Origin of the sequence: Sinorhizobium psoraleae, from assembly GCF_013283645.1 — a bacterium.
Taxonomy (GTDB): Bacteria; Pseudomonadota; Alphaproteobacteria; order Rhizobiales; family Rhizobiaceae; genus Sinorhizobium; species Sinorhizobium psoraleae.
Window position 1 is genome coordinate 48049 of record NZ_JABEKV010000006.1, and the last position, 12345, is coordinate 60393.

Genomic DNA, 12345 nt, shown 5'->3' on the forward strand with positions numbered 1-12345 from the left:
CGTGGCCCCCTCGCGGGGACTTCCGCAAGGCAATTAGCCCGGGAATCATCCTCAGAGCGCATGCGGAAAGGTTGCATGCGCTTGGAGGAAGCGGATGCGCCCAGATACGTCACAATGGCGATCCTCATCGACATACGACTATGTCGATGACCTTTCTTGCCCCGACCTCGCTTGGGAATTCCTGCGTCGTAACCCGGGCTACCAGCAAGATTTCCTGGCACTGCAACAAACCACCGCGGACCGCAAAGCGCTCTTATTAGCGCTCCGTCAGCGATGGGGGTTGCAATTTCGCAATTGCGCCGACACTCAAAGCCACTCAAACGATCGTAACGTGGTCGCCGGAACTGAATACCGGCACAGTTCTGCTGACATCCACCCCCACCGTCCTGCCGACGGAGCAGAACCTCTTCCATCTGCTCGACCAGACCCAAGCTCAAACAGACGAGTTCGGCTCGTTCTCCCGCCTCGTCCTGCCTGACGGGGACGCGGTGCAGCTCCTGCGTCTCGCCGGGGTCGGGGCCGATCAACCCCTCGCCGCCCTCATTCCCCTCGATTTAGACGCGCTCGATCGGATCGAGGCGCTGCTTCGATTGGTCCAGAGTCTTTTGGGCCGACGCGTCTCAGAGGACACGCGTCTGACGCACCAGAAACGTCGTCGCGTGCGACGCATGCTGCAAGCCGTCGACGCGCGCACAAATGGCGCCAGTTACCGCGAAATCGCTGGTGTTATCTACGGACGAGAACGCGTGGCCTCCGAGCCTTGGAAAACCTCGGCTCTGCGTGACGCGACCATCGATCTCGTGAAGGACGGCCTCGCCATGGTCGCCGGCGGCTACCGAACCCTTTTGCGCCACCGCCGCCGCCGGTGAGGGTACCCTTCCGCAGGGGTGGGACTTTTGGCTTTCTTATCTTCGCACTCCCCTCCGCCGGGTGTTCTTCGCCACCCTGCCCTTCGTCCGCCGCTCACGTCCGGCGCGCCCCATCGACATCCACGGAGGCTCTACATGGCATCGAATACCGCCGGCTTACCGCCACGCTATCTGCGGACGCCCGAGGCTGCCCGGTTCCTGGGCTTGTCCGGCCGCACTCTCGAAAAGCACCGAACCTACGGAACGGGGCCGGCCTACAGGAAGCTCGGCGGCCGCGTGGTCTATTCGATCGAGGATCTGCAAGCCTGGGCCGATCGCGGCATGGTGACTTCGACCTCCGACCCAGGAGGCAGCGTCCTTCCGGCGAAGCGCCATAGCGCCGTCGCGCAGGCATACACCAGCCGCCAATCACGTTGAGGCCGCCCTCTCATGAAGCGACCGCGTCTCATTGCCCTCAGCGAACGGGCCAAGCTTGACCCCTTCATCGTCGCCACAGGCGTCGCCAGTCCGCGCGATCAGCGCGACCTCATGGAGCGCCCCTTCTTTTCGTTGGCCAAGGCCAAGCGGGTTACGCCAATCCTCTACAAAGCCGGGGACGTAGAGGTAGAGGTGTTTGCCTTAGCCGAGCATGGCATGGCCACGATATGGGACGCCGACGTTCTCATCTGGGCCGCGGGCCAGATCGTCGAGGCCGAAAATATCGGACTGAAGACGTCCCGCTTTCTGCGCTTTACGCCGTATCAGCTCCTGACAGCCATCGGCCGTGATACCGGAGCTCGCGAGTACAAGCTCCTCAAGGGCGCTCTGACACGGCTTCAATCCACTGCGATCCGGACAACCATACGGCAGGGAGAGCATTGGCGCCGGCATCAGTTCTCCTGGATCAACGAATGGGAGGAGTGCACCACACATGACGGGCGGACAGAGGGTATGGAATTTGTCCTGCCCGACTGGTTCTACCGCGGCGTCATCGACCGCTCACTCGTGCTCGCGATCGACCCGGCCTATTTCCGCCTGACCGGCGGCATCGAGCGCTGGCTCTATCGTGTTGCCCGCAAACATGCCGGCCGACAGATCAATGGTTGGATCTTCGAGATCGCTCACCTCCACGTGAAGTCCGGCAGCCTCGCTCGCGTTTCCGATTTCGCCTTTGATCTCCGGCGCATAGTCAGGCGACAACCGCTTCCTGGCTATCACCTGCGGATCGACCGAGATGGCCCGCGCGAGTTGTTGCGGATCCTCCCCGCCACTCGACCCAAGTGCCCTGTGGACGACGCTGTGGAACCACTCGGGACTTCGGGCGCAATGGCTATCGGGATTTCGGGCGCATCAACATCGGGATTTCGGGCGCATGGATCGCAACCAACCCTTTGGCCAGAAACGACCGTTCCCGGGCTTAACGTAGAATCTAACAAGGAATCTAACTTTCTTTCTGGCAGCGGCGATGTGGAAAGCACGTCCGCCGAACAACACCCGGACAATCGCGGACATCCTTGCGACGTCCAGACCTGTGAATTCCCAGCATCAATCGGAGACAACTCATGACCGGCACCGCGAAGCGCCGCGGGCGTTCGACGCCATTCGCCCGCACATCCGATAACCTGACCCGCGTCGAACTGACCTGGATCGAGAAGAAGATCGAAAACTGGATCCGCTTCGGCGAACCCGCGCACGAAAAGATGCTCAGTCGCAGCCGGCGTATCCTGTCTTTTCGCCCGGCGACAATATTTGCCTTTGTCCGCTGGGCGTCGAACGACTTCGGCACCATCATCTCGCGGATTGACATCGTTCGCACAGTTGCACCAGGCGAGGCTTACCAGACGCTCCCCTTCGTGCGGCCCGGCGGCGAGATTCTCCTCAAGGTCGAAGGCTGGCCGAAAGTCGAGCAGGTGCTTCGCAGGATCGATGCCATCGAGGCGCTCGACATCGCCGCGCCTGACGTCTCTCCGGATCACTGGCGTCACATCCATAACCGGTTAGCCGCAGGTCATGAGCCTCGCGCCTACACAGGCGAGCAACACCAGGCATACCTCCTGCGCCGGAAAACGACGTCATGACCCGCTTCGGTTATTTCATTACGGCGCATCTCGCGACGACCGCGATTTTGTTCACGTCCGTCTTCCCAATTCCGCTGAAGCTTGTCTGGAACGCGTCGGCCAGCGCGCCGATCGGTCTCTATGTGATCGAGGCTCCTGAGCAGCTCAAAGTGGCTGACTTGGTCGCTGTTTCTGCGCCCGAGTCGCTTGCAACCTTCCTCTCCGACCGTGGATATCTGCCGCGCGGCGTGCCGCTGATCAAGCACGTCGCTGCCCTGCCGAAGCAACAGGTCTGCCGCTTCGGTCGCATGATCATCGTCGATGGCGCGCTCATTGGCGCCGCGCTCAATCGCGACCGCCTGGGCCGCAATCTGCCCGTCTGGCAGGGCTGCCGCCTCATCGCTGATGACGAACTCTTCCTCATGAACTGGCAGGTCCAGGACAGCCTGGATGGTCGCTATTTCGGACAAATCCCAGCCAGTCTTGTTCTCGGCCGCGCGGTCACGCTTTGGACCAGCAAAGGCGGCTTCAGCGAGCATTAGTCGGTGCACTGAATCTTCCATCCTCACACATGAAAGGAGACTTCCATGCCCCAGATCGGTCAATTCTTACGCACGAACACTGGCTATGCCGGCACGCTGCGGACCCTCTCGCTCAACGTTGAACTCGTGCTTGAGCGCGCCGAGCCAACTGATGCCGAGAAGGCTCCGGACTTTCGCGTCCGCATCGGGGAAGACGGGCCAGAAATTGGCGCCGGATGGAAACGGACCGGCGAAAAGGCAGGCGAATACGTGACGCTGCTGATCAACGATCCCGCTTTCGCAGCACCGATCCGCGCCAACCTTTTTCAGTCTGGCGAGGACAGAAGAGCGTGGGATCTCTACTGGAACCGTCCGCAGAGACGCGCCGAGCGGAACTAAGCCGATGCATTTCAATCCATCGGCCCGCTTCACCCTCCCCGCACTCGGGCTGCCTCGTGGAGTCCGCCTCGGACGGCTCCTCCTCATTTCCGGCGTGCTCTCTGCTCCCACCATCGACGTTAGCGTCTCCGCGCAAACACAACCAGCAGCCGGGGATGCATACGCCGCTCACATCAATGAGGCGGCCCGCCGGTTCGCCATTCCGACGTCGTGGATACGCGCAGTGATGCGCGTTGAAAGCGCAGCCGAAGTTCACGCGCTTTCCCACTCCGGCGCCATGGGTCTGATGCAGATCATGCCTGAAACCTGGACCGAACTGCGTAACCGGTATCGTCTCGGCAACGATCCCTTTGATCCACACGACAACATCCTCGCGGGCGCGGCTTACCTTAAGGAAATGCATGATCGCTACGGTGCCCCGGGCTTTCTCGCCGCCTATAACGCGGGACCGGCCCGCTACGACGAGTACCTCGCGTCAGGTCGCGCCTTGCCGGAAGAGACACGCGCCTATATCGCGGCGATTGCTCCCCTCCTCGGCACCGGAGGTCTCCCGGTCTTCAACACGTCGAGCGCGGCGGATGAACCATCCTGGCGCCAGGCGCCGATCTTCTTCACCCGAACCGGCGTGGCGTTCGACGCCAAACCAATCCCGCAGCCGTCGCGCACCGACGGCGCAGAAAATATGGCATCACCGCGCGATTTTTCTGCGGCGAGACCGCGCCAGGACGGGCTTTTCGTTGCACGAAATGATTCAGGTGGTGCGCCATGAGCGCCACCTGAGCGAAGCGTATCCCTGAGGGGTCCGGCGCATATCGGCGGGCGTTGGTGTGGGAAGCCGCGGCCACGGACGGGCGATGGCAGGATAAAGGGCCGCGATGTGCAGCTTGGGACGGACGTGGTTTTTCAATGGCTTGCAGTATGAATTCGCGAGGTGCGCCGGGGCGCCACGCCTCGCTATATCAACGATTATCGCTTTATTTCAATACGATATGACGATGTGCGGAACTATTCCATGAGCGATGACATTGAATTCCGCATCCGGCCTGGCCGCATCCGCTCGTCGAAGGCGGAGCGTGCGCGCCCGTTCATCGCCCAGGCGCTTGCCGCTACCCAGCGCGCCGGGGGATTTGTGTCGCGCGGTGGCGCGATCAATTCCGGCCAACGATCTCACTTCGGCCGTGGCCGGCGCGCCTCCGTCCAGGCCAATCGCCTGATCACGTCGCGTTCGCGCGGCGCCGTCGTAAAGGCGCGCGTCGTCCAACTCCGCGGCCGCCGCGCACCGCTTGCCACTCACCTCGCCTATCTCCGCCGCGAGGGTGTGACACGTGACGGGGAGAAGGCGCGCCTGTTCGGCCCTGGTGGAGACGATGCGGACCCGAAGGCGTTCGCCGAACGCAGCGAGGATGACCGGCATCATTTCAGGTTCATCGTGTCGCCAGACGATGCGCTCCAGATGTCCGACCTCAAGGGCTTCACGCGCGACCTCGTCAGGCAGATGGAGAAGGATCTCAATACTCGCCTCGACTGGATCGCGGTCGATCATTGGAACACCGGGCATCCCCACATCCACCTGATCGTCCGCGGTGTGCGGGACGATGGCGAGAATCTCGTCATCTCGCGCAGCTACATCACGGAAGGGATGGGCGACCGCGGCCGCGACCTCATCACCCAGGAGCTAGGGCCGCGGACCGATCACGACATCCGCCAGACGCTCGAGCGCCAAATCGAAAGCGAACGCTGGACCAGATTGGACCGTCAGCTCGCGCGCGACAGCGACCGCACCGGCATGATCGATCTCGCACCCTATCCCGATCGACAGCCTGACGAGTTCCAAGCCCTCAAGATCGGTCGCCTGCGCAAGCTCGAAAGCCTCGGCCTCGCCGATCAGGTCGGCCCGGGCCAATGGGTCATCGCCGAGAATGCGGAAGCAACGCTACGCGAGCTCGGCGAACGCGGCGATATCATCAGACGTATTCATCGCGGCCTATCGGAACGCGGCATCGAACGCAGCACCGCCAGCTATGTCCTCGCGGGCGAGAGCCTCGACATGCCCGTCATCGGGCGGCTCGTCGACCGTGGTCTGGATGACGAGCTCAAGGGCACGGCCTATGCAGTAATCGACGGCGTCGACGGACGCACTCACCACATCAAGCTTCCCGATCTCGACGCGGCGGGCGACGGACCATCCGGATCCATCGTCGAACTGAGAAAGTTCGATGATGCTCACGGTCGTCGTCGTGTTGCCCTCGCTGTCCGATCTGACTTGAGCATCGAACAGCAAATCACGGCGAGTGGCGCCACCTGGCTCGACCGGCAGGCAATTGCTCGCGAACTGGTCTCACTTGGAACCGGCGGTTTCGGCGCCGAGGTGCGCGACGCGATGGACCGCCGAGCCGAAGTGCTCGTTGAGCGCCGGCTTGCCGAGCGCCAGGGGCGCAGTGTCATTTTCGCGCGCAACCTGATCGAGACCCTGCGCCGGCAGGAACTCGATGCGCTCGGAGAGAAACTCGCCACGGGAATGCACAGATCATTCAACAAGGCCGCTTCAGGCGAGTATATCGCCGGCACCTACCGCCAGCGCTTTTCTCTCGCCTCCGGCCGCTTCGCGATGATTGACGACGGTCTTGGATTTCAGCTCGTACCGTGGTCGCCCTCGCTCGAAATGCACCTCGGCCGCCATGTTTCCGGTGTCGCTCGTGGCGACGGCGGGGTCGATTGGGGCTTTGGCCGCCAGCGCGGGATCGGCCTTTAGCACCCGTCTTTTTGTGCCGGAGTTACTGAGCGACGGTGGAAACGAGGTGTCGACTAAGTGATCGTTTTGGGTGGATCAGTTGTGTTCAGAGGATCTTCACATCGCCGATTAGCTGGCCCGCGCCTTTCCCGTCGATTGTCGCTCGACCAAATGACAGGCGAGTTCCACCCGTCGCGGCGGCATAGGCAAACCGGAAAGCTTGTCGCGCAGGAGATCGAGTGCGACCGACCCGATCTCCCGCATCGGAATATGCATCGTCGTCAGCGGAGGATTGAGGAAAACCGCCTGAGGCAGGTCGTCCATGCCCATCACCGAGACATCGCCGGGTACCGAAAACCCCATTTGTTGAATGCCGATCATCGCGCCCACGGCGAGGCTGTCGCCTGCAGCCAGAACGGCCGTGAAATCCAGCCCGCGGGCCGAAATCCGCTGGGCAATAGCCTGCATGGCAAGCTCCGGTAGCCAGTCGTCGACGGGAACTATCAGATCATCCGTTGCCGGCAGTCCTTTCGCCAGCAGTGCATCGCGCCAGCCTTCGAAGCGCCGCTCGATGGTTCTCCGGCCAGGCCGCATGAGAAAGAGGATGCGGCTATGGCCGAGATCGATGAGATGATCGGTTGCCAGCCGTGCGCTCGAGCGGTTGCAGGGGGTGACGCTCGATAGCCTCATGAACGGGTCGTCACCGTTGAGCAGGACCACCGGCTTGTCGAAGTCGCGCGTCGCGGCAAGCATGCCCTCGTCATCAATGGTGAGGAACAGCAGGCCGGCGACCTGGTCGTCTTGTTGGGCCTCCTTCAGCACGGCCAATTCCTCGTCCCGATCCGCGATCGGACGGGTGACGATCTCAAGGCCGAGGGTCTGCGCACGATCCTTCAGCCCCTCCAGCACGTAGAGGGTGAACTGATTGCGCACATAGTCAATCATTGCCGCGCTCGATGCGGCGAGTATGACCTTCTGACCGGCGACCGCCGTCGGGATGATATAGTTCGCGTTCTTTGCCGCTTCGAGGACCTGATGGCGGATCTCCGGGCGAACACCTTTCTCGCCGGCCAGAGCGCGTGATGCCGTGCTGAGAGAAACACCGCATACCTCGGCGATGTCCTCGAGACGGACACGCTTGCTTTTCTTGCCACGCTTGCCGGACGGCGGTTTGGCGATCACTTCGCTGCTCCTTTTTCGCAATCATGAGAAAAATTTTCAGATTGCGCAAGAGAAAACCTCATGCCTTTATCTTCTCCGAGGAGCCGCGCAGGCGGTAAATATGGGAGGAACGTCATGGGTCCGAATGCCCGCGATATTCGCGTTGGTCTCGATCGTCTTGTCGCCGGCATGACCGGCCTCAGGCATGAGGGTCGTTTCCACGAGCCGAACCTCGACGGGACCGCGGGTGACTACATCAGCTTCGACAGTTGGGAATGGCCACAGGGCGTCGGTCTCTACGGCCTGATCAGGCTCTGGCTGTTCACCGGCCGCGACGATCTGCGCCAGCTCGTCGAGAACTGGTATGAAGCAAGGCTTGCAGCGGGCCTGCCCGAGCTCAACGTCAACACGACGGCGCCGATGCTCGGCCTCTCCGTGCTTTGGGCAAAGACCGGAAATCCGCGGTGGAAACCGGTGCTCGACGGTTGGGCGGACCGCGTGATTGCGGAAATGGGGCGCACGTCGGAAGGCGGCTTCGAGCATCATGTCTCCGACAAAGTCAACGACAACGAACTGTGGGACGACACACTTTATATGGTGGCGCTTTTCCTCGCCTCCTACGGCCAGGCGAGCGGCCGGCGTGAGCTCGTCGACGAAGCTTCGCGACAATTCCTCGTCCATGCCCGCTATCTCTCCGACCCTCAGACCGGCCTCTGGTTCCATGGTTGGACCTTCGACGGGCGGCACAATTTTGCGCGGGCACGCTGGGCACGCGGCAATGCCTGGATCACCGCCGGCATACTCGATTTCTTCGACCTCGCCGAGATCGCCAACCCGGTCAGGACCTTCCTTGAAGGAGTCCTTGTCAGCCAGGTCGACGCGCTTCTGCCGCTGCAGACCCCATCTGGCGCCTGGCGCACCCTTCTCGACGACTCGAGTTCCTACGAGGAGATCTCGGCCACCGCGGGGATCGGCTACGGGCTGCTCAAGGGCCATCGCCTCGGCCTCGGCACACCCGCCTGGCAGACTGCCGGCTTGAAGGCGCTCGAGGCGGTCATGAACAATATCGATGAGAACGGCACCGTGCTCAACGTCTCCTACGGGACGCGCATGGGCCATGATCTCCAGTTCTATAAGGACATTCCGATCCAGCCGACCGGCTACGGACAGGCGCTGGCGATCCTGTGCCTTTCCGAAGCCCTTCAGCATGTCGGCGCAGAAGGACAGGCGGCATCACGATGAGAGTTTTGTACGGGGCCGGCCCCGAGGACATCAAGGGCTACGATACGGAGCGTCTGCGTCGCGAGTTCCTGATCACGGACCTCTTTGCCCCGGATGCGGTTAACTTCACCTACACCCATGTCGATCGTCTGCTGATCGGCAGCGCCGTGCCGGTAGCGAAAATCCTGACCTTCGGATCCGGCGCCGAAATCGGCACGCCCTATCTGCTTTCGGCACGAGAGATGGGTATCGCCAACCTCGGCGGCAGCGGCACGGTCATCGTGGACGGGCAGGAATTTACCCTTCAAAACCGCGACGTTCTCTATGTGGGACGGGGTGCAAAGGAAATCACCGTAGCGAGCCAGTCCGCCGATGCGCCGGCGCGCTACTACATGAACTCCGTTCCGGCCGGCACCGACCTGCCCCACCGGCTGATCCCGAGGCAGGAAGCCAAGCCGCTCGAGCTCGGCGACGCCAGGCGGTCGAACAAACGCCGCCTCGCGATGTACATCCATCCGGAAGTGGCTCCCTCCTGCCTGCTGCTGATGGGCATCACGGATCTGGCCGAAGGCAGCATCTGGAACACAATGCCACCGCATCTGCACGAGCGCCGCATGGAGGCCTATTGTTATTTCGACATGGCAAGCGAAGACCGGATCATCCATCTGATGGGCCGTCCCGAGGAAACGCGCCATCTCGTCGTCGCGGACGGCAACGCGGTGCTCTCGCCCGCGTGGTCGATCCATATGGGTGCCGGCACCGGACCCTATGCCTTCGTCTGGGGCATGACCGGAGAAAATCAGGAATACAACGACGTGAACCCCGTGGCCGTGGCTGAGCTCAAATGACTGATACGACGTTCCACCTGAAGAAGAATCTCGCCGAGGGCGAAGCCATCCGCTACTGGCAGCTTGGCGCGATCGCCGAAGAGCGTTTCGACGTGCCGGACCAGCCGATGAAGGGCGAGATGGATCCCTTCTTCTTCCTGACCAAGCACAAGAACTTCATTCCCCACGAATATCCCTGCCGCACGATCTTTGCCGAGCGCTATCGCGGCAAGCGGCCGGACGTGCGCGGCACTTTCGAAGCCACGCGCTGGTGGTTGCCGTTCGGCTCGCCACGGCTCGATCTCTCCGGCTTCTGGTTCCGTCCGACGCGGCTGTCGACCTGGGCGCGGACCTATATCGAGGCGGCAACCGCCGGGACGGCGAAGGTCCGTCTCGGCACCTGCGGCGGCGCGGTCCTCTGGATCAACGATGCCGAAGCGGGCTGGATGGCCCCCTATAGCCGCAATCTCGAGGCTCGGGCCGAGTACGACCTGCCCTTGAAGGCCGGGCTCAACAAGATCGAGATCTTCTTCGACGACCTTGCCGAGCGCGACGCGCGCTACTTCTTCCAGCTCGACTACCTCTCGGGTCCCAAGGCCAGCGTGGCGCTTCCCGTTCCCTGTGAGAGCGAGGCGGCAAGCAGGATCGAGGACGTGCTCGACGGCATGCACTTCGACCGCCCCGCCTATTTCGAGGGCGACATCACGCTGCTTTTCGCCACACCACTCCCGGTTGACGTCGGGGTCAATATCACCGTCGAAGGCGATTTCATGTCGACCGAGCGTTTCGACCACGACTTCGTTCTGAAGGCCGGTGAACGGCGCCTCGTCATTGGCCCGGCCGAGCAGGCGCCAGCCGATTTCCGCCATTTTCGGATCACGCTCGATGCCGGCGGCTTCGTCGCATCGCGCTCGCTCGGCGTGGAGATCTGCCACGCCGGCCGACAGGGTGAAGCACCGTCGTCGCTTGCGGCTCGCATCACTGAAACGCTCGACGAGATTTCCGAATTCTCCGAGCGCGACACAGTGCGCGCCTTCGCGCGGCTGGCGAGCGGGCGCACGGGCGCGGACACCGACGCGATGATCGAAGAGATCCTGCCGTCGATCGAGGATTGCCACGACTGCGCCGATTTCTCGCTCGTGCCGCTGATCTGGTCCCGCACAGTCTGGGGCGAGGATATCGGCGAGCGGACGCGCGCCCGCATCGATCAGGCCATTCTCAACTTCCGCTACTGGATGGACGAGCCAGGCAACGATGTGCAGTGGTACTTCTCCGAAAACCATGCATTGCTGTTCCATACCTCGGCCTATCTTGCCGGCCACCTTCTTCCGGGCGCCACGTTCCGCCGCTCCCGCCGCAAGGGCGAGGAGCAAAGGGCAGTCGGCGCCGCCCGGGTGCGGGCCTGGCTCGACCATTTCGAAGCCTGGGAAATGGCGGAATTCAACTCCGCGCCCTATTTCCCCATCGATCTTAAGGGCCTGACGGCGCTTGCAGCGATTTCGCCCGATGCCGACATCGCCGAGCGTGCCAGGAAAGGTATCGTCCGACTCTGCGAGATAATTGCCCGCTCCGCCCACCACGGCATGATCACCGCCGCCCAGGGGCGCTCCTACGAACACACACTTTGCGCCGGCCGCTCGCTCGAGCTTTCGGCCATCGCGCGCCTGCTCTGGGGCAAGGGCTGGTACGGCCGCCGCGTGCACGCGCTGCCGCAGCTTGCCGTTTGCCTGCGCGATCACGGCCTCGTCGTGCCGGAAAGCCTGGCAGCGGTTGCCTGCCACCAGGGCGACGAGCACCAGGAATGGCGGTTTGCCCAGGGCGAAAACCGGTTCGCCGCGCTCTATCACTACAAGGGACGGAATTTCGCGATGGGCTCTGCCAGCCACTACCGCTGGCGCGAGTGGGGCTATCAGGAAACCGTTCTGCATCTCAGGATCGGCGAGCGTCCGGAAGCAGCGGTCTGGATCAATCATCCGGGCGAGACGATCCAGTTCGGGTACGGCCGACCCTCCTTTTGGGGTGGTTGCGGCGCCCTCCCTCGCGCGCACCAGTACAGAGGGTTGGCCGTACTCGACTTTTCGACTTTCGAGGAGCAGCCTGATTTCACCCACGCCTGGTTCCCGATCGCCGAGTTCGACGAGAGCGCAATAAGAGGCAAGCGCGCCTTCGCGCGTAGTGGACGCGGCGCTGTCGCCCTCATCGGCAGCGGTGACCTGGAACTGGTGCAAGTAGGCCCCTCGGCCAAGGTGGAACTGCGCCAGTACGGCCGCATGACACGCTGGATCGTCCGGGTCTGCGACGCCACCAGGATCGAATCCGTCGAAACGAGATTTGCCGGCCTTTCGGTGGAGGAGGCCGAGGAAGGCACGGTTGTCATCGATGACCCCGATTATGGTCGTGTGGTGTTCCGCAAGGATGGATCGACGTTGGCCGAGGGCCGCACAATCGCACCGCTGGATTTCCCGGTCGCCGGCGAGGTCGCCATGCTGACCGCAGGATGACGAACCGGGCGCCGGTCGGGAGAAACCGGCGCCGGTCCCAAAGGCGAGCGGGAGAAGGCTCGCGCATGAAGAGGAGGAG

At 62.7% G+C, this 12345-nt stretch carries 13 protein-coding genes; 12 read left to right on the top strand and 1 reads right to left on the bottom strand.

Annotated features, from left to right (window positions below; all coding sequences use genetic code 11):
* Positions 1-94: 94 nt before the first annotated feature.
* The 9 genes from ILFOPFJJ_RS35240 (at position 95) to ILFOPFJJ_RS27055 (ending at position 6577) form a co-directional block, all read left to right on the top strand.
* Positions 95-478, top strand: coding sequence for a transcriptional regulator domain-containing protein (locus ILFOPFJJ_RS35240; RefSeq protein WP_246299809.1), 384 nt, complete (start codon positions 95-97; stop codon positions 476-478).
* Between the two features lie 10 nt (positions 479-488).
* Positions 489-869 carry a DUF2285 domain-containing protein gene (locus ILFOPFJJ_RS27020; RefSeq protein ID WP_312032738.1) on the top strand — a complete coding sequence of 127 codons (381 nt, stop codon included), beginning with the start codon at positions 489-491 and terminating at the stop codon, positions 867-869.
* A gap of 135 nt (positions 870-1004) precedes the next feature.
* The gene (locus tag ILFOPFJJ_RS27025) at positions 1005-1286 is read left to right on the top strand and encodes a helix-turn-helix transcriptional regulator (protein ID WP_173513648.1); all 282 of its coding nucleotides are present in this window, start codon (positions 1005-1007) and stop codon (positions 1284-1286) included.
* A gap of 12 nt (positions 1287-1298) precedes the next feature.
* Positions 1299-2414, top strand: a complete 1116-nt coding sequence (locus ILFOPFJJ_RS27030; RefSeq protein WP_173513649.1) for a replication initiator protein A — start codon at positions 1299-1301, stop codon at positions 2412-2414.
* On the top strand, positions 2411-2926 hold the full coding sequence (locus ILFOPFJJ_RS27035; RefSeq protein WP_173513650.1) for a DUF2840 domain-containing protein: 516 nt from the start codon (positions 2411-2413) through the stop codon (positions 2924-2926). The genes ILFOPFJJ_RS27030 and ILFOPFJJ_RS27035 overlap by 4 nt, the downstream gene beginning before the upstream one ends.
* A complete protein-coding gene (locus ILFOPFJJ_RS27040; RefSeq protein WP_173513651.1) occupies positions 2923-3447 on the top strand; it encodes a S26 family signal peptidase in 525 nt (174 codons plus the stop codon). Before ILFOPFJJ_RS27035 ends, ILFOPFJJ_RS27040 begins: the two co-directional genes overlap by 4 nt.
* A 45-nt stretch (positions 3448-3492) precedes the next feature.
* Positions 3493-3825, top strand: a complete 333-nt coding sequence (locus tag ILFOPFJJ_RS27045; protein ID WP_173513652.1) for a DUF736 domain-containing protein — start codon at positions 3493-3495, stop codon at positions 3823-3825.
* A 226-nt stretch (positions 3826-4051) separates the two neighbouring features.
* Entirely contained in the window at positions 4052-4594 is a 543-nt protein-coding gene (locus tag ILFOPFJJ_RS27050; RefSeq protein WP_376741457.1) for a lytic transglycosylase domain-containing protein, read from the top strand.
* A gap of 243 nt (positions 4595-4837) precedes the next feature.
* Complete coding sequence (locus tag ILFOPFJJ_RS27055; RefSeq protein ID WP_173513654.1) at positions 4838-6577, top strand: relaxase/mobilization nuclease domain-containing protein; 1740 nt, start codon at positions 4838-4840, stop codon at positions 6575-6577.
* Between the two features lie 108 nt (positions 6578-6685).
* Here ILFOPFJJ_RS27055 and ILFOPFJJ_RS27060 read toward each other — a convergent pair whose 3' ends face one another.
* Positions 6686-7738, bottom strand: a complete 1053-nt coding sequence (locus ILFOPFJJ_RS27060) for a LacI family DNA-binding transcriptional regulator (protein ID WP_173513655.1) — start codon at positions 7736-7738, stop codon at positions 6686-6688.
* 114 nt (positions 7739-7852) lie between these two features.
* Here ILFOPFJJ_RS27060 and bglB point away from each other — a divergent pair, with 114 nt between their 5' ends.
* From bglB to ILFOPFJJ_RS27075, 3 genes are read left to right on the top strand one after another with little or no spacing between them, the layout of a single operon-like run.
* Entirely contained in the window at positions 7853-8959 is a 1107-nt protein-coding gene (gene bglB / locus ILFOPFJJ_RS27065) for a beta-galactosidase BglB (protein WP_173513656.1), read from the top strand.
* Entirely contained in the window at positions 8950-9786 is an 837-nt protein-coding gene (gene kduI / locus ILFOPFJJ_RS27070) for a 5-dehydro-4-deoxy-D-glucuronate isomerase (protein ID WP_173513805.1), read from the top strand. The genes bglB and kduI overlap by 10 nt, the downstream gene beginning before the upstream one ends.
* On the top strand, positions 9783-12266 hold the full coding sequence (locus tag ILFOPFJJ_RS27075; RefSeq protein ID WP_173513657.1) for a hypothetical protein: 2484 nt from the start codon (positions 9783-9785) through the stop codon (positions 12264-12266). The genes kduI and ILFOPFJJ_RS27075 overlap by 4 nt, the downstream gene beginning before the upstream one ends.
* Positions 12267-12345: the final 79 nt, after the last annotated feature.